Source organism: Tumidithrix helvetica PCC 7403 (genome assembly GCF_965232925.1).
Lineage (GTDB): Bacteria > Cyanobacteriota > Cyanobacteriia > Pseudanabaenales > Pseudanabaenaceae > Tumidithrix > Tumidithrix helvetica.
Genome location: NZ_CBDDRA010000014.1, coordinates 39,789 through 58,869 on the forward strand (window position 1 = coordinate 39,789; position 19,081 = coordinate 58,869).

Below are 19,081 nucleotides of genomic sequence, written 5' to 3' on the forward strand. Positions count from 1 at the left end.
GTTACCATGTCCTGAATCCTTTGATGGACTTTTCCCGAATATCCCCCCAGGTTATCCTGATCCTAATATACCTAGGAATCAATGCTTGCAATTTGTAGATAAATAGTTTCATGAAACGTCAAATCTGTAATTATACCAATTTAAAGACCAAGGGTAACAGATCTAGCATGTGGTTAAGAATTACAGTGTCTTGCATTTCCTATCTGTTGCTTTCACCAATTAAATTGGTATTAATCTAGTTTACAAAAGGAGAAAAAAACGATGGAAGATTTAGAAAATGTTATTGATGTTTTTAAATCTGGTGATTATGCAAGAGCACTTAAATTATTAAAGCCATTTGCATATCAAGATAATTCTGAAGCACAATGTATTGTTGCTAATATTTACCATCTCGGATTGGGAGTAGAAAAAAACGTTGTGGAAGCGATTAAATGGTACAAAAAATCTGCTGAGCTAGGATATCCAGTAGCATCTAATAACTTAGCAGGAATATATCTAATCGGTGATAGTGACGTAGAAATAAATCCTGAAGAAGCCGCTATATGGAAGAAACTAAGTCAGGATCAAGGCTTCCTAGCTGACTAAACTGCTGAGGAACAGGTTAGATCTGCTGAGGAACGAGCTAAAAATGCTGAAGCGATCGCGCTTCAAGAGCGTCAGCAAAAAGAGAGACTTGCAGCTTACCTTCAATCGCTTGGCATTGATCCCGAGCAAATCTAATCCATCTAACCAAACTCCAAAAAATCGTTGGCTCAGTGCAATGTTCTGAGCATGCCAAAGGAAAGTCAAAGCCAACAGCCAACAGCTAATCGCTATGTGTCACAATTGAAGTGGCTTTTTGGATAGGTAGTTCTGGATTTATGGCGCAAAGATGGCAATTTTGGATCGATCGCGGCGGAACCTTTACCGATATTGTGGCGCAAAGCCCCAGTCGTCAACTGATTGTCCATAAGCTTTTATCCGAAAATCCCGATCGCTACAAAGATGCTGCTATCCAAGGAATTCGAGAAATTTTAGGTATTCCTAGAGATCGCCCAATTCCCGTGAAGCAGATTGCCGCGATCAAAATGGGGACTACGGTGGCGACCAATGCCTTGTTAGAGCGAAAAGGCGATCGCACGGTGCTTTTAATCACCAAAGGCTTTAAGGATGCCCTGCGGATTGGTTATCAAAATCGTCCTGATATTTTCGCCCGTCAGATTCTCTTGCCAGAAATGCTTTACGAGCAAGCGATCGAGGTAGAGGAACGGTACAGCGCTCAAGGTGAAGTTCTAATTCCCCTGAATGAAAAAGATTTGATCCCAGAATTGCAGGCTGCTTTCGAGCGAGGAATTCGGGCTGGCGCGATCGCCTTGATGCATGGCTATCGCTATCCCGCCCACGAGCAAAAAGTAGCTGCCTTAGCCAAAGAGATTGGATTTACCCAAATATCAGTATCGCATATCGTCAGCCCCTTGATGAAACTGATTAGTCGGGGCGATACCACCGTGGTGGATGCCTATTTGTCGCCGATTTTACGGCGTTACGTCGAACAGATTAGCAGTGAATTTCTATGGGAATCACCAAGGGAATCACCGAGGGAATTACCGATCGCGTTGGAAGGAAAGAATTCTCCCCAAAGCACAAAACTCATGTTCATGCAGTCCAATGGGGGGCTGATTGATGCTGCTTTGTTTCAAGGGAAAAACAGCATTCTCTCGGGCCCAGCGGGAGGGATTGTCGGAGCAGTCCAGACCAGCTTGCAGGCTGGATTTGACAAAATTATCAGTTTTGATATGGGCGGAACTTCTACGGATGTGGCACACTATGCGGGAATCTACGAGCGATCGCTAACCACAGAAATCGCGGGAGTTCGTCTCAGTACGCCGATGATGGCAATTCACACCGTTGCTGCGGGCGGTGGTTCCTTAATCTCCTTTGATGGGGCGAGATATCGGGTGGAACCAGAATCCGCAGGGGCTTTCCCAGGGCCAGCCTGTTATCGCAATGGCGGAGGGCTAACGGTCACAGATTGTAATGTCATGCTCGGGAAGCTCCAACCAGACTTTTTCCCTAGTGTATTTGGGGCGAATGGAGATTTACCCCTCGATCGCGAGATTGTGCGGCAAAAGTTTGCGGAGTTGTCCAGCCAAATTCAAGCCGAAACTGGAAGCGATCGCCCGCCCGAAGCGATTGCGGCAGGGTTTCTAGAAATTGCCGTGGAGAAGATGGCATCTGCTATCAAAAAAATCTCCGTGCAACGGGGCTACGATGTGACAGAATATGCGCTCTGTTGTTTTGGTGGTGCGGGCGGACAACATGCCTGTGCGATCGCCGATGCTTTAGGGATTCGTACGGTATTTATCCATCCCTATGCGGGAGTTTTATCTGCCTATGGTATTGGTTTGGCTGACCTGCGCGTAATTCAGGAGCGCGGTATTGAAGCGAAGTTAGAGTCAGATATTCTCTCGGATTTAGATGCGATCGCCGATGAATTGCTTCTAGCAGGTAAGGCGGAAATCCAGCAATCCGATCGCAGTTCGGAGTCTTTGGATTCGGAGTTCCCTGACCTTTTAAGGATTGAAAGCAATGGATTGCTAAGACTGCGTTATGAAGGCACGGATTCGCCTTTGGATATCGATTTTAGGTGGGATTCCATAAATCTTTCCATTCAGGAATTACGGTTTACCGATCTCATTTCAGAATTTGAACGAGCCCATAAAGAACGTTATGGTTTTATCTTTGCTGACCGCAGCATCATCGTACAGGCGATCGCTGTGGAAGTCATTGGCAAAACGAATATCCCCGAAGAACCCATACAGGAACGAACTCATGCTCTGCCTCCCTCACCTGTGGCAACAACGCAAATCTATTCTGGTGGTGCATGGCATCAGGCTCCGATCTTTCGGCGGCAGGATTTGCAACCCAGCGATCGGATTTCAGGGGCGGCAATTATCCTCGATGCCACAGGGACAAATGTTGTCGAACCGACTTGGGAGGCAGAACTCACCGAGCGCAATCATTTAATTCTGAGAAAATGCGATCGATCCCTCCCAGCCCCCCTTAATAAGGGGAAAGAAGAACCAAAGTCCCCCTTAATAAGGGGGATGCCCGATAGGACAGGGGGATCGGACACCTCTAATTCCAAAAAAGTCCTGTTAGATGAAGCAGGATCCCCCCCAGCCCCCCTTATTAAGGGGGGAGAAGAGTCCAAGCCCGATCCTGTAAAGCTGGAGATCTTTCATCATCTCTTTCGTGCGATCGCGGAACAAATGGGTTTTACGCTGCAAAATACCAGCGCCAGTGTGAATATTCGCGAACGATTGGATTTTTCCTGCGCCATCTTTGATGCTGCAGGGCAACTGGTTGCCAATGCCCCGCATATTCCCGTACATCTTGGTTCCATGGGTGAAAGTGTGAAGGCTTTAATTCAAGATTCAAAGCAGGGAATTCAACAGAGAATTCATAAAGGGGATGTGTTTGCTACAAATAATCCTTACAACGGTGGCACGCACTTACCAGATATCACTGTAATCACACCCGTATTTGATGGAACGCATTCCGCTCAGATCTTTTATGTTGCTTCGCGCGGACATCATGCCGATATTGGTGGTATCACCCCAGGTTCCATGCCTCCCGATAGCACCAACATCAATCAGGAAGGAATTCTGTTTGACAATTTTCGATTAGTCGAACAGGGCAGTTTCTGCGAACGGGCTGTACTCCAACAGCTCACCTCTGGAGAATATCCTGCGCGCAATCCCGCCCAAAATATTTCCGACCTGCAAGCCCAAATCGCTGCAAATGAATACGGTGCGAAGGAACTCCTGCTGATCGCCAAGGAATACGGGCTTACCACCGTACAGCGCTACATGAAGCATATCCAAGATAATGCCGCAGAATCCGTCCGCAAAGCGATCGCAAATTTGATCGAAACCACTTCAACTTCCCAATATACGTTTACCTATCCCTTTGATTGGGGCTGTCAGATTCAAGTTGCGATCGCCCTCAATCCCGATCGACGCACTGCCAAGATCGATTTTACGGGGACTTCGCCCCAGCAAGCCAATAACTTCAACGCACCCCTTGCTGTCTGTAAAGCGGCCGTTCTCTATGTGTTTCGCACCTTGGTGAACGATGACATTCCTTTGAATGCCGGCTGCATGGAACCGCTGGAGATCGTCGTACCTGAAGGTTGCATGCTGAACCCGCGTTATCCCGCCGCTGTCGTCGCTGGCAATGTCGAGACTTCGCAAGCGATCGTAAATGCGCTCTATGGGGCGCTCGGTGTGATGGCAGCGGCGCAAGGCACGATGAATAACTTCACCTTCGGCAATGCCCAATACCAGTACTACGAAACCATTTGTGGCGGCTCGGGGGCGGGAAGTGATTTTGATGGTACGGATGCCGTGCAAACCCATATGACCAATTCGCGACTCACCGATCCTGAAGTTTTAGAATGGCGATTTCCCGTGATTTTAGAGAATTTTGCCGTTTGCCCCCATAGCGGTGGGCAGGGCCGTCATCGCGGCGGCAATGGCGTAATTCGTCAGATCCAATTTCGAGAACCCATGACAGCGGCAATTTTATCTAATCATCGCATTGTGCCCCCATTTGGTTTGCAGGGAGGGCAATCTGGCAAGATCGGGCGCAATTGGGTCAAACGGCAACAGGGTGAAGTAGAAAATCTAGCCAGTACAAGCACGATCGCCATGCAAGCAGGCGATCGCATCATCATTGAAACCCCAGGTGGTGGTGGTTTTGGCGAAGTATCTCTATGATTCGCTAGGTATTGGGAATGGCGATCCTGTTAATTTTTATGCGATCCCTATAGAGAATCAGGATCGATATTCAGTTCGCGCAGCTTAGCGGCAAGTTTCTTGCGTTGTTTGCGCTCTGCCTCAGCCTCTTGTGGGAAGGGAGTATCATAGCAATTTAAGGAACTGCGGTGAATTTAATCATGGATTCACCGCAGGAAGTGATTGAGCGAAGTCGAAACCACTTGAGATAGATTAACGCTACGAAGCAACTGTGGCTAGTCCGCTATGCCTGAGCAGTGCCGCAGTACTGGGTTCGCGACCGCGAAACTGTTTAAACACTTCCATTGGGTGCAAACTTCCACCTAAGGCTAGAACCGTGTCGCGATAGCGTCTGCCGATATCTGCGATCGCGGGTTCGTTCTCTAGACCCGCATCCTCAAAGGCAGCAAAGGCATCAGCACTGAGGACTTCAGCCCACTTGTAGCTGTAATAGCCTGCGGCATAGCCCCCAGCAAAAATATGCCCAAATGCACAGAGGAAGTTGTCTTCGGGCAAAGGAGGCATAACGGAAGTAGTTTTGGCAATACGCGATCGCACTTCGGCAGGAGTTTCGTTCCCATTGGGTTGATAGCGATGGTGCAGTTCGATATCGGTCAAGCTAAAGTGAAGTTGGCGCAACATCCCAGAGCCGCTCATATAGTGACGGGCAGCCAGCAACTTGTAATAGTAGTGCTCAGGTAGCGTTTCACCAGTTTCATAGTGCTTTGCCATTGCCATTAAGGTGGGATAGTCGTAGCACCAGTTCTCCATAAATTGACTGGGAAGCTCGACAGCATCCCATTCGATATTATTAATTCCCGATGCCCCTGAATAATCCACCTTGGTAAGCATGTGCTGTAAGCCGTGACCAAATTCATGAAATAGGGTGGTAACTTCGCGGAAGTTCATCAGACTGGGCTTACCATCAACAGGGGGTGACTGGTTGCAGATCAGATAAGCTACGGGTAAGCGTGTATAGGTCTTCCCATCTTCGGTGATTTTGGCGCGACCGACACAATCGTTCATCCATGCACCCCCGCGCTTTTCGGAGGGGCGGCTATAGGGATCGAGATAAAAATGGGCGATCGCTTGCCCAGACTCATCGGCAATGTCAAAGAAGCGAACATCTTCGTGCCAGATCGGAGCTTTGCCATCGGCTGCGGTGACGGCGATCCCAAACAAGCGGTTCACGAGCTTAAACAGCCCCTCTAAAACCTGTGGTAGTGGGAAGTAAGGACGCAGTTCTTCCTCGCTAAAATCGAACTTCGCTTCCTGTTGCCTTTCTGCCCAAAAACTGATATCCCAGTGTTTGAGTTCTTCGTCTTCTGGGAATCCTTGCGACTTTGCAAATGTCTTAAGGTTTTCGAGGTCTTGGACAGCAGCACCATAGCTGGCTTGACGCAATTCTTCGAGCAGGGTCTCGACGGCTGAAACATTGGGAGCCATTTTAGTCGCGAGGCTTAATTCGGCAAAACTTTCAAAATCTAGCAGCTTCGCTTTTTCTTGGCGTAGTTCCAAAATCCGTTCGATTAAGGGAGAGTTATCAAATTCCCCACTGGAGGCACGACTGACAAAGGCTTTATATAGTTTTTCGCGCAGGTCGCGGCGGGTACTATGCTGCATGAAGGGTACATAGCTAGGAAAGTCTAGGGTGATGCACCAAGGTCCCTTTTCGGGTGTGGCTTTGCTGTCTCCGTCAGCTCTTGCGGCTTGGGCGGCAAGACTGAGTAAACTGGGAGGTAAGCCTTCGGCTTCTTCGGGTTTAAACAGGGTCATGCTAAAGGCTTTGGTGGCATCTAGGACATGATTGGAGAACTTGGTAGTAATGTCTGCCAATTCCATCTGAATTTGGTTAAATCGCGCTTTGGTTTCTCCTTCTAAACCAACACCAGACAGTTCGGCTTCTTTGATAGCGGCAGTGACGATTCTTTGTTGGGCTGGATCGAGGCTCAGCCAGGTCTCGCCTGCCCGAATGGCTTTGAAGGCTTTATAAATCGGTTGGCTTTGGCTGAGGCGATTAAAAAATTGCACGATCGCTGGCTGCATGGTTTTATGTGCTTCGCGCAGTTCGGCACTATTTTTAACGCTGGTGAGGTGTCCGACTACACCCCAACTCCATGTGAGCTTTTCTGTAAGCCGATCTAAGGGTTCTACCAGATCGCTCCAGGTCGGTTGACTATGAGAATTTAAGCTTGCCTCTAGATTTGCCTCTAACTGGGTTAACCCTGCATCAATTTCTGCTAGCAGTTGGGTAATTGCGGGGACAACATGTTCGGGCTTAATGTCTGGAAATGGTGGCAAGCCCTTGCCAATCAGTAAAGGATTGGCTGTTTCAGTCGGTGCATCAAGATTCGCAGTAGTCATGGGTAATGCTAATTTTCAGTATTGGTTAGTATGTTTGAGTTTTGCTACTTCAATTATGATCGATGTGACAAACAGTTATAGCTGAAATTGCTTCCCCCCAGTTAAAGTTGTGCTGCGATCGCCTGATATTTTTCGCGATCGGTAATCGGCTAACGATTCATTCTGCGGCAACTCATACCCGCACAATGCGATCGCTTTCCGCTTCAAGATTTCACCACGATCCAGAAATGCGTAAAAGCGTAAAAAATCTTTAGATTTTGCCATTGGGGTTCGTGGGACAATGAAACCAAGGATGGAGGTTAACTATCGAACAGTTAACACTGCAAGCTCCTCCCGCTTTGGGAATCAGCGATCGCCTCGCTCAAGCTCATCCCTAGCCACCTCCTCCTTGTTGTTGACCAATGGTTAGTTGGTTCGTCGTACAGGAAAAAAGGAGATAGTTCTATGACTAGTTCAGAAATTTTGACTAGAGAGCATGCCATACCCTCTAAAGACGAAGCCTTTGTGCTCTGGTTTGAGCAGGTAGGGATTGCAGACATTCCCCTCGTCGGTGGGAAGAATGCTTCACTAGGAGAAATGATTCGCGAACTCAAGGCTCAAGGCGTCAACGTCCCTAACGGCTTTGCAACGACAGCCCATGCCTATCGCTACTTTATTCAGGCAGCGGGCATCGAATCAAAATTGCGGCAGCTATTTGCCACGCTAGATGTGGAAAATGTCAACAATCTCCGCAGTGTCGGTAAACAGGCGCGATCGCTTATTCTCAACACACCTATGCCTCAACCGATCCAAGAGGCGATTCGGCGTGCCTATGCGAGATTGTGTAGTCAATATGGTTCTGAAACCGATGTCGCAGTTCGCTCTAGTGCCACCGCCGAAGACCTCCCCGATGCTAGTTTTGCGGGGCAGCAAGAAACCTATCTCAACGTTCACGGACTCAGTACCGTTTTAACAGCTTGCCAAAATTGCTTTGCCTCTATTTTTACCGATCGCGCCATTTCTTATCGCACGATTAAAGGCTTTGACCACTTTGATGTCGCCCTCTCCGTAGGCGTGCAAAAGATGGTGCGTTCTGACCTCGCCACCTCTGGCGTCATGTTCTCGATCGATACCGAAACTGGTTTTAGGAATGCCGCGCTGATCACTGCTGCCTATGGCTTGGGCGAAAATGTGGTGCAGGGTGCGGTCAACCCCGATGAATACCTCGTATTCAAGCCCACGCTCAAAACGGGATTTAGTCCGATTTTAGAAAAGCGTCTGGGCACAAAGGAAATCAAGATGATCTATGACATCGGCGGCGGTAAGTTGACCAAGAATATCTCCGTGCCAGTCTCAGAGCGCAACAAGTTTGCCCTCAACGATGCTGAGATTCTCCAACTGGCAAAATGGGCCTGCATCATTGAGGATCACTACTCGCAGGTGCGCGGTCAAGATACGCCGATGGATATCGAGTGGGCAAAGGATGGCGAAACTGGAGAACTATTCATCGTCCAGGCGCGTCCCGAAACCGTGCAATCGCAAAAATCTAGCAGCGTATTGCGCAACTATCGACTCCAAGCCCAAGGGGACGTTCTGATTACAGGTCGATCGGTGGGCAAAGCGATCGGTCAGGGCAAAGCCCGAGTCATTCTCGAAACCCACAAGCTAGATGAGTTCCAAGCGGGAGAAGTTCTCGTGACGAATAAGACCGACCCCGACTGGGAACCGATCATGAAAAAAGCTAGCGCGATCGTCACCAACCAAGGCGGACGTACCTGCCACGCTGCGATTATCGCTAGAGAGATGGGTATTCCCGCGATCGTAGGTTGCGGGGATGCTAGCAGTGCGATCGCTACAGGACAAGAGGTCACCGTTTCCTGCTCGGAAGGTGAAGAAGGTCGCGTCTATGCGGGACTGATTCCCTTTGCGATCGAGGAGACACTGCTGGATAAGTTACCACGCACGCGCACCAAAATCCTCATGAATGTGGGCAACCCCGAAGAGGCGTTTGGTCTGGCGGCAATTCCCTGCGATGGCGTGGGTCTAGCCCGATTTGAGTTCATTATCGCCAATCACATCAAAGCTCATCCCTTGGCATTGATTCACTTCGATCGCTTAGAGGATGAAGCTGCCAAGAAAGAGATTGCCACCTTGACCGTAGGTTATGCTCATAAACCCGATTTCTTTGTCGATAAACTCGCCTACGGCGTCGGCACAATCGCAGCGGCATTCTATCCCAACCCCGTCGTTGTACGCATGTCAGACTTTAAGAGCAACGAATATGCCAACCTCTTAGGCGGCAAGCAATTTGAGCCATCAGAAGAGAATCCCATGATTGGTTGGCGGGGGGCTTCTCGTTACTACGATCCGAAGTACAGCGAAGCCTACGGTCTGGAATGCAAAGCCTTGAAGCGGGTCAGAGATGACATGGGATTAACCAATGTCATTCCCATGATTCCCTTCTGTCGCACACCCGAGGAAGGTCGTAAGGTAATCGCAGAGATGGAAAAACACGGTCTCAAACGCGGCGAAAACGGTCTGCAAGTTTACGTCATGTGCGAAATTCCCAGTAACGTGATTTTGGCAGAACAGTTCAGCGAAGTCTTCGATGGTTTCTCGATTGGCTCTAACGACCTCACCCAACTCACTTTGGGGCTCGATCGCGACTCGTCTCTGGTGGCTCACATCTTTGACGAACGCAACGATGCCGTGAAGACGATGGTGGCAATGGTAATTGCGAAGGCAAAAGCATGCGATCGCAAGATCGGCATTTGCGGTCAAGCTCCTAGCGATTATCCTGAGTTTGCTCGCTTCTTGGTGGAACAAGGTATCGACTCGATCAGCCTCAATCCTGATTCGTTGTTGCCAACCATGCTCGCGATCGCTTCTGTAGAAGATCGCCTCTCAGCGATATCGTAATCATGCTAGAAATAATAGCGGCTTTCAATCCATCGCATCACTTCTAGCTCAGAGCCAAAACTCGCACATTCTCCAGTCTTAGGATCGTAAGTACTCCAGTAAAGATTCCCCTTGCGATCGGTTTCTTGCCAAACTTTGACCTCATCACTTCGGTCAAAAACAGCTCGAAATAAGTTCTCGATCGCTTTACCTAGAAAGACGAAAGGATTTGTAGGAATAAAAGAGAATTGCATAATTTTGCTGCCAAGTCATTGCAGATCGGGAGATGCTTCTTATTTTTATCGCGTTGCGAAGTTGATGGGAAGGTACAGATTTGGTCACTTTAGCTAGTACAGTTACAGAAATACTCAACTGTTCTAGTAAAACTTAATAAAACTGTACTAGGTAGGTTGAGTAGGTATCGCTATATACTGCTCTCAACCTCTCAGGAGTGACTGCCCTATGAGAATTCCGTTAAATCGCTCAGCACAAGAGCCGATCTATCTCCAAATCCGCGATCGCATCAGTCGTCTCATCGCTGCGGGATCGCTCCAACCTGGGGAGCAATTACCGTCCATTCGCTCGCTTGCCGAAAGCGTACAGGTAAATAAATTGACGGTAATCGAAGCCTACAGCGTCTTAGAGGCTGATGGCTTAGTTTCAGCAAAGCAAGGTGCTGGATATTTTGTCAATCATGTGGCGATTTCAAGCGATCGAAGTTCCACGCTCGAAGCCGATCAAAAGGTTGTGATTCCGAGTCAGTGGGGCGAATCATTTTTCGATCAATATATGAGTTCGCTCGAAGCACAGTTAGAACCTGACACGATCGATTTCACGTCTGGCTTCCCGCGTCCATCAGGCTTAGAAGATCTAGCCAAAATTGCTCGTCGAGCCATGAATCAAGTTGCCGACGTGCTGTTTAGCTATGACTCCCCTCAAGGGCAATTTACACTGCGAAAACAGGTAGCACAAATGCTCGCTTGGAAGCTAGGTTTGGAAGTTTCGGCAGATAATTTGATTATCACCAACGGCTCGAAGCAAGCTTTATCTCTTGCCTTGCAATACTATCTCCAAGCTGGAGATTGGGCAATCGTCGAGAGTCCCACCTATCACGGGGCGATCGCGATTTTAGAAAAAATGGGAATTAAAGTCATTGGCATTCCCATGCAAAAGGATGGTATGAATCTGGAACTGTTGAAGCAATATCTCCATAGCCATCAGCCCAAGCTCATCTATACAGTCAGCACATTACACAACCCCACGGGAATCACGACATCCCTAGCCCATCGTCGCGAATTGATATCTCTCGCTGAGAAGTATAACTGTCCGATTTTGGAAGATAACGCCTATGAAGGATTGAATTTTGAACCTGCGCCCGCGCCGCTCAAGGTTTTGGATCGGAGCGATTTGGTCACTTACATTGGCACATTCTCAAAAACGCTGATGCCTGGGCTGAGATTAGGCTATATGGTGTCTACGGGCAAACACTATCAATCATTAGTTGAGATTAAGTTGCTGCACGATCTGCATGTTTCCACGGTGACACAGGCGATCGCCAGTGAATATATTGCATCAGGGCATTACCGCCGCCACCTCAATCATCTGCGCGCGATCAACCAACAGCGCCACGATCGGATGTTACATGCCATGGAACAACACTTCCCAAGCTCAGTGCGATGGATAGTTCCCAATGGAGGACTGTTTATTTGGGTGCAGCTTCCCAATCAAGCACCGATGCAAGCAATACGTCTTGCAGCGGAAGCGCAAAAGGTACTTATCGGGCGCGGCAAACTTTTCTTTCCAGACGGGCAGGGCTATCCTGCATTTCGACTCAATTTTTCGCAATCCTTAGAAGATATCGATCGCGGTCTTGCGATCTTGGGCAATATTCTCAAATCCCATCTTTTATGAAAAGTTAACGATCGCCTCAGGGGAAATTCATCTTTCTAGGATTAGATCTACTAGAGTAAAAAGGTTAAGAAAATCTTAATTGGATTACCTTGAATGGGGAGAGACATGTATGACGCCACATATTCTGCTAGTGGAAGACGATGTTAAATTATGTCGATTTATGGAATCGGAATTAGGGCTTGAGGGCTATGGCGTTACTGTGGCGCATGATGGCATCGCAGGACTGAATCTAGCTTTAGAGTCGCCACCAGATCTTGCGATTTTAGACTGGATGTTGCCTAGCTTGGAAGGCGTCGAAATATGCCGACGTTTGCGATCGCTTGGGCATAAATTCCCTATAATTTTACTGACCGCAAGGGATGAACTCAGCGATCGCGTCATGGGACTTGAGGCGGGGGCTACTGATTTTGTGGTCAAACCTTTTAATATCGAAGAGATTTTTGCGAGAATCGCAACGTATCTCTCACTCGTTTGATATTCCTATGTTTACAGTCTCGGGCTACGAAATTACGCAAAAACTCTATGAAAGCGATCGGTCGCTGGTTTATCGGGCGTTGCGAACTGTAGATCGAGTTTCGGTAATTTTTAAGGTCTTGAAAGAGGAGTTTCCCTCGCCTGAGGAACTGCGCCGATATCAACAGGAATACAGGATAATTTGCAAATTAAATCAGGAAAGCAGAAATTCTGCGAGGGGTGCGATCGCGGCATATGCCTTAGAGACATACCAGAAAAAGCTGGTAATTGTTTTAGAAGACTTTGGTGCAGTTTCTTTAAAGCAGTGGATGCAAGGGCGATCCACACTTAAGGAAAAAGCGAATGGGGGAGATCTGTTTTTAATTGAGTTTCTTCGGATTGCGATCGCGATTGCCGAAAGCATAGGACAGATTCACGCTGCCAAGATCGTTCATAAGGATATCAACCCTAGTAATATCGTTTACAACCCAGATACGGGCTGCCTGAAAATTATTGACTTCGGTATTTCTAGCGAACTCATCCAAGAAAACCAACCCCTCAAGCAAGCGAATGTCTTGGAAGGAACATTGGCCTATATGTCTCCCGAACAGACGGGGCGAATGAACCGCAGCCTAGATTGTCGCACCGACTGTTACTCGCTCGGTGTTACACTTTACGAACTCCTTACATCAAGACTTCCGTTTAATACGGAGGATACTTTAGAGTTAGTGCATTCGCATTTGGCGAAATTACCCTTGTCACCCCTTCAGGTGAATGCGGATATTCCTCCAGTAGTTTCTGATATCGTTATGAAGTTGTTGGCAAAAAATGCCGAGGAACGCTATGAAAGTGCTTGGGGGCTGAAAGCTGACTTAGAGAATTGTTTGATGCAACTACAACAGAGTAGTGGAATTGCTGAATTCCCTCTGGCATCCCAAGATATTTCCCATCGGTTTCAGATTCCAGAAAAGCTCTATGGAAGGGAGAAAGAAGTTGACGCTTTGCTAAACGCATTGGATCAAATATCCAGTGCCGTCCAAAATCCCACCAGAGAGAAGTTGATTCTGATTGCCGGATATGCGGGGATTGGGAAGTCATCTTTGGTGCGGGAACTCTATAAACCAATCACCGAAAAGCAGGGCTATTTTATCGCTGGCAAGTTCGATCGCTTGCAGCAGGGGATGCCCTACTCCGCGATCGCCGAGGCTTTTGATGGGCTAATTCAACAGCTATTGGCAGAACCTGCAGTCCAACTGCAACAATGGCGAGAGCAGATCTCAAGCACTTTGGGGGCAAACGGACAGATTCTTTTGGATATTATTCCCAATCTCGAACGGATCGTTGGCAAGCAATCACAACTGGCTGAAGTGAATTCTGCCGAGTCCCAAAATCGATTTCATCGCGTGTTTCAGAACTTCATTCGGGTGTTTTGTAGCGATCGCCATCCTTTCGTGATATTTCTCGACGATCTGCAATGGGCAGATTCTGCCTCGCTGAAATTAATTGAGTTACTCGTGGATAGTGATATCCCACACTTGCTATGCATCGGAGCTTACCGCGATCGCGAAGTCGATCCAGGGCATCCAGTATGCAGGATGTTAGAAGCAGGGTCGCGTTGGGCTGGAGGAATTCGCCAGATTGTTTTAGAACCCTTAAAATTAGAGGCTGTGACGCAATTGGTCGCAGAGACATTCCACACAGATATCCCGATCGCTACATCCCTAGCAGAATTGGTCATGGATAAAACAGGCGGGAATCCATTTTTTGTCGGTGAATTTCTCAGGATGATGTATGCGGAGAATCTGATTACCTTTACTTACAATGGCACAAAACCCCAATGGCAATGGGATCTCGCCCAAATCGAAGCAAAAGCAATCACTGAGAATGTCGTGGAGTTGGCGATCGCCAGAATCCAAAAGCTCCCAGAGTCCACCCAGCAGGTTTTGCGTTTTGCTGCTTGCATCGGTACGAACTTCGATCTGGATACCCTGGCAACACTTTGCGAACGATCGCCCGATTTGATTTTCCCCGATCTGGTGACAGCCATTCGATCGCAGTTAATTCTCCCCATATCTGAGGTCGATTATAAATTTCAACACGATCGGATTCAGCAAGCTGCCTATGCTTTGCTCTCGGAAACGGAGAAAATGCAGGCTCACCGAAAGATTGGGCGATTGTTTTTAAAATCGACTCCCAGCGAACTTCTCACGACAAGGATATTCGATATCGTCAATCAACTGAATTGGAGTATTGAATTATGCACAGAACCTGCCGAGAAGGATGAGTTGGTAAGACTTAATCTTACTGCTGGCTTAAAGGCGAGATCGCTTACTGCCTATGCATCAGCATTTACCTACTTTTCTATAGGTAGCAGTCTTTTAGCAGAAAACAGTTGGCGGCAGGATTACAATCTAACCCTAGCTATGTATACGGGATTGGTAGAGACAGCTTATCTGAGTGGCGACTACCCAGAAATGGAAAGGGTAGCAGAGATCGTGCTTCGCGAAGCCAAATTACTATTAGACAAGGTGAAAATCTATCAGATTAAGATTCAAGCTGCGATCGCTCAAAACAAATTTGCCGAAGCGATCGTGATCGCCTTGGATGTCTTAGCCATGCTGGGAATCAAAATCCCCAAATCACCCAGTCGGTGGGATGTTTGGTGGGGGGCGATCGGCACAAAATTAGCCTTGATGGGGACTTTGATAGGCAGACAACCTCAATCGCTGATGCACTTGCCCAAAATGACGAATCCCAACAAACGCGCTGCGATGGCGACGATCGCCAGTGTTTGCACGCCAACTTATTTTACTCGCCCCGATCTCTGGCAGTTGATGGTGTTTCAAAAAATTCAACTCTCGCTGCGCTATGGCAATGCTCCCGGTTCTGCCTTTGGCTATGCCGATTACGGCATGGTACTCTGTGGAGCGGAGGAGAACTTCGATCGGGGATTCCAATTTGCACGGCTGGCATCGGATCTGATGCCCAAGCTAAATGCCAAGGAATTTATACCGAAAACCCTGCTCTTGGTGAATCTGTACCTCACCCATTGGAAAGGTCATCTGCGCGATACCCTCGATCCGCTGTTAGCGTCCTATCAGATCGGTCTAGAAATGGGGGATCTAGATTACGGCACTGTGGCGATCGCCTTTCGTTTCTATCATGCCTATCTGGTGGGCAGCGAACTAGCCGCTCTAGAGCGAGAAATGGCATCCTATACCGATGTCCTATTGGGGTTTAAGCGCTCTCGCGCCATTTTTTTGACGGCTATCTATCGGCAAGCGATCTTAAACCTGCTCGGTCAATCCCAGCATCCCTGTCGGTTAATTGGTGAGAGCTACAACGAAGATGAAAAACTGCCCATACATATTGCCAGTAAGGACAACAGCACCCTATTTCATTTATATCTCAACAAGCTGATCCTGCATTATCTCTTCTACGAATATTCTGAGGCAGGAATAGCCGCCGATCGCGTCAAAAAACTACTCGAAGATGGTGTGGTAGGTTTGCTGGTCGTTCCCGCTGCCTTCTTTTATGACTCCCTTACCAAGCTTGCCATCTTCCCAACTGTACCCAAGCATCAAAAACGGCGAATATTAAGGAAAGTTTCTTCTAATCAGCGCAAAATGAAGCTATGGGCAAATCACGCACCGATGAACTACGCCCACAAGTTTCATTTGGTGGAGGCAGAACGCGATCGCATTCTCGGTCAAAACTCCAAAGCGATCGATGCCTACGATCGCGCGATCGCCCTCGCCCAAGAGCACGGGTATCTTCAAGAAGAAGCTCTCGCCCATGAGTTGGCGGCAAGATTCTATCTCAATATCGGGAAGCCTAAGGTTGCGCTGGTCTATATGCGCGATGCGCGTTTTACCTATCAGCAATGGGGAGCGATCGCCAAGGTCGCCCATTTAGAACGCCTATATCCGCAACTACTCGATCGCTTCTCCCAAGTCAGTGAAGCTACATCAGGACAACGTTCCCCATCCCCTAGAAGTACGGGCAGAACCAGTGCCAATATTTTAGACTTGGATTCTGTTTTAAAAGCATCGCAGACCCTCTCGGGAGAGATGATGCTGGGACAATTGATCATGAAATTGATGAAAATTTTGCTAGAAAATGCAGGAGCGGAAAAGGGGTATTTGATTTTGGCATCCGAGGGGGCATTGCTGGTGGAGGCGGAAGGAACTGCCGATCGCGAACTTGTTACAGTGCTTCAGTCCGTACCCATAGCCGAATTTAGCGAGAATTTATCGGTTGCCATAATTACCCAAGTGGCTCGCACCCAAGAGAGCGTAATTTTGAATAATCCTTCGCAAAAACATCTCTTTAGCCACGATCCCTATATCATTATGCATCAACCCATGTCGGTACTCTGTGCCCCCCTAGTCAATCAGGGAAAGCTTTCTGGCGTGCTGTATGTCGAAAACAATTTAGCCCATGATGCTTTTACACCCGAAAGGGTAGAGGTATTGCAACTCCTGTCCGCACAAGCAGCGATCGCCATTGAAAATGCCCGTCTCTATCAGAATCTTGCGGAACTCAATCAGTCCCTTGAAATGCGCGTACAGGAGCGCACATCAGAGCTTTCGCTAGTCAATCAGCAACTACAGGAGAACGAACAAACCATTCTTAAAGCATTGGAAATGGAGAGGGAAGCAAATCTGCTCAAGACGAATTTTATCTCGATGGTTTCTCACGAATTCCGCAATCCGATGATGACGATCACGGGCTGTGTGCGATCGCTACAAAATCCCAAGCGTCAATTATCCGACGATCGCAAAACCGAGTATTTCGCCCTAATCCAAGAATCTCTGAGCGATATGTTGCATCTGCTGGATGAAGTTTTGCTTTTGGGTAGGAGCGAAGCGGGTGTGCTCAAATACGAGCCCAAACCAACCAACCTAGAACAGTTTTGTCACGAGCTTTTGACGGCTTTTAATTTGAATGTCAAGGAAGGGCAGGCAATTATCTTTTCCTGTCAGGGGGAATGCGATGCTGTAGAAATGGATACAACCTTGATGCGGCATATTTTTGCGAACTTGCTTTCTAATGCGATCAAGTATTCCCCAGAGGGCGGTCAGATTTACTTCGAGCTGGTTTGTGCCGATGGCATGGCGACGTTCCAAGTGCGGGACTGCGGTATTGGGATTCCCCCCAGCGATCGCGATCGCTTGTTTGAGACCTTTCATCGGGCGAGTAATGTCGGACAAATTCAAGGGACGGGTTTGGGACTGGCAATCGTCAAGCAGTGCACCACACTCCACCATGGCGCGATCGATCTAGAAAGCGAGGTCGGTGTTGGAACTACGGTTACCATCAAATTACCCTTGAAACCTCAATTTCTCACTAAAGATAGTTAGTTTCATAAGCATGACCGAATATAGAATGGTAATTACAAATTAGTCATTTACCTAAAACAATGACTCAAGCAATAGATCAACCCATTCAAGCGATCGCCCAACCACAACCAGTGGTTCCGAAAACATCTACCAAACCAGAAATCATCTGGGAAAAGCTACCTGCTAATTTCATCTTACCTGACGACCCTGTGGAAAGTATTGCTCAACCGCTTTTAGCTGCCGCATTGACCGAAAGCCTCGATCTGGCTGGACTCATTACCCCAGAAATGCCGATCGTTTCTAACATGGCGATTACCTGCGGTACGCGTTCCGCCGCAGTTAAAGTCAATCAAAAAACTAACATCAAAGCTCCTGATTGGTTTTATGTAGCCAAAGCCATGCGCTTATCAGGTAGTCAGATCGGGCGTAGTTATACGCCACATATCGAGGGTGAAGTGCTAGCGCTCGTCATGGAGTTTCTGTCAGAAGAAGAAAAAGGAATCGCCTTTCCAAGCAGTAAAATGGAGGAAAATTTAACAAGCTTATGAAACTAGCCAAATTGCCGAAATCTAAAAAGAAGAGTTTCTCTAGCTTCGATCTTGCCTCTGCCTACAAGCAGCTAGGTATCAAAACCTTAACGCATTGGAATTTACCAGATTTAGCGATCGCTCCTAGCGAATTTTTTGTCAAAAGATTAGAACGTTTGCATCGCAATTTCGATCTGCGGAGTTACGAAGAATCCAAAAAGCTCCTGATCGATGCCTTTTGTGAGGAAGCGATCGATAGTAGTGACAAACTGAAGATATGGAAAGGAGGAAAGATAGAAAGTGATATTTTAGTTGGCAATGCTGATTATTTAATTGCAGCTAGACAAGACTATTTAGATACACCATTCCTATGTATTGTCGAAGCCAAACGTGATGACTTTGAGCAGGGCTTAGCGCAATGTCTGGTGGAAATGCAAGCTTGTCAATGGGAAAATCGGCAAGCAGGGAAAGAGATAGATGTGTTAGGAATTGTTACTAATGGGCAAGGATGGATATTTTATAAACTCACATTTGCAGGTGAGGTCTATGAAACTGGAATGTATACTTCCGATGATATAGCTAAGACTTTGGGGGTTTTATATTCAGTTTTTCAAGAATGCGAACGTAATTTATAAATCGCCTTTTACCGCCGTAAAGTTGCCATAGCGCTTGCTCAAATTCCGCACAGAGATCACGCGATCGGCAGAGATAGGATTCTCGGTTAAGGATTGGGAAGTAAGGAGCATGTTAATTAAGAGCGTGTTTGAGAAGTTAGATGAATACAAAAAGCCCCCAAGGGTATAACCTGTCAATAGACAAAAGGACAGCC

At 47.6% G+C, this 19,081-nt stretch carries 10 protein-coding genes and 1 pseudogene; 8 read left to right on the plus strand and 3 right to left on the minus strand.

What is annotated here, in order from left to right:
* Positions 1-261: 261 nt before the first annotated feature.
* Together ACP2WE_RS14040 and ACP2WE_RS14045 are read left to right on the plus strand one after the other, a co-directional pair.
* A complete protein-coding gene (locus ACP2WE_RS14040; protein WP_425216171.1) occupies positions 262-585 on the plus strand; it encodes a tetratricopeptide repeat protein in 324 nt (107 codons plus the stop codon).
* A 275-nt stretch (positions 586-860) separates the two neighbouring features.
* Positions 861-4,760: a hydantoinase B/oxoprolinase family protein gene (locus tag ACP2WE_RS14045; protein WP_425216264.1), complete on the plus strand. Its 3,900-nt coding sequence runs from the start codon at positions 861-863 to the stop codon at positions 4,758-4,760.
* Between the two features lie 237 nt (positions 4,761-4,997).
* Here the strand turns inward: ACP2WE_RS14045 and ACP2WE_RS14050 are convergent, their stop codons facing one another.
* Both ACP2WE_RS14050 and ACP2WE_RS14055 read right to left on the minus strand, forming a co-directional pair.
* Positions 4,998-7,142: a M3 family metallopeptidase gene (locus ACP2WE_RS14050; protein ID WP_425216172.1), complete on the minus strand. Its 2,145-nt coding sequence runs from the start codon at positions 7,140-7,142 to the stop codon at positions 4,998-5,000.
* Positions 7,143-7,217: 75 nt separating this feature from the next.
* Positions 7,218-7,406: a hypothetical protein gene (locus ACP2WE_RS14055; RefSeq protein WP_425216173.1), complete on the minus strand. Its 189-nt coding sequence runs from the start codon at positions 7,404-7,406 to the stop codon at positions 7,218-7,220.
* A 180-nt stretch (positions 7,407-7,586) separates the two neighbouring features.
* Here ACP2WE_RS14055 and ppsA point away from each other — a divergent pair, with 180 nt between their 5' ends.
* On the plus strand, positions 7,587-10,040 hold the full coding sequence (ppsA, locus tag ACP2WE_RS14060) for a phosphoenolpyruvate synthase (protein ID WP_425216174.1): 2,454 nt from the start codon (positions 7,587-7,589) through the stop codon (positions 10,038-10,040).
* A 5-nt stretch (positions 10,041-10,045) separates the two neighbouring features.
* Here the strand turns inward: ppsA and ACP2WE_RS14065 are convergent, their stop codons facing one another.
* Positions 10,046-10,273 (minus strand): hypothetical protein, encoded by a 228-nt coding sequence (locus ACP2WE_RS14065; protein ID WP_425216175.1) that lies wholly within the window; start codon positions 10,271-10,273, stop codon positions 10,046-10,048.
* Positions 10,274-10,481: 208 nt separating this feature from the next.
* Here ACP2WE_RS14065 and pdxR point away from each other — a divergent pair, with 208 nt between their 5' ends.
* The 5 genes and pseudogenes from pdxR (at position 10,482) to ACP2WE_RS14090 (ending at position 18,887) form a co-directional block, all read left to right on the plus strand.
* On the plus strand, positions 10,482-11,930 hold the full coding sequence (gene pdxR / locus ACP2WE_RS14070; protein WP_425216176.1) for a MocR-like pyridoxine biosynthesis transcription factor PdxR: 1,449 nt from the start codon (positions 10,482-10,484) through the stop codon (positions 11,928-11,930).
* Between the two features lie 109 nt (positions 11,931-12,039).
* Positions 12,040-12,393, plus strand: a pseudogene (locus tag ACP2WE_RS14075) (response regulator transcription factor); the annotation flags it as partial.
* A gap of 19 nt (positions 12,394-12,412) precedes the next feature.
* On the plus strand, positions 12,413-17,746 hold the full coding sequence (locus ACP2WE_RS14080; protein ID WP_425216177.1) for an AAA family ATPase: 5,334 nt from the start codon (positions 12,413-12,415) through the stop codon (positions 17,744-17,746).
* A gap of 59 nt (positions 17,747-17,805) precedes the next feature.
* Positions 17,806-18,273, plus strand: coding sequence for a hypothetical protein (locus tag ACP2WE_RS14085; RefSeq protein WP_425216178.1), 468 nt, complete (start codon positions 17,806-17,808; stop codon positions 18,271-18,273).
* Positions 18,270-18,887, plus strand: coding sequence for a hypothetical protein (locus tag ACP2WE_RS14090; protein WP_425216179.1), 618 nt, complete (start codon positions 18,270-18,272; stop codon positions 18,885-18,887). The genes ACP2WE_RS14085 and ACP2WE_RS14090 overlap by 4 nt, the downstream gene beginning before the upstream one ends.
* Positions 18,888-19,081: the final 194 nt, after the last annotated feature.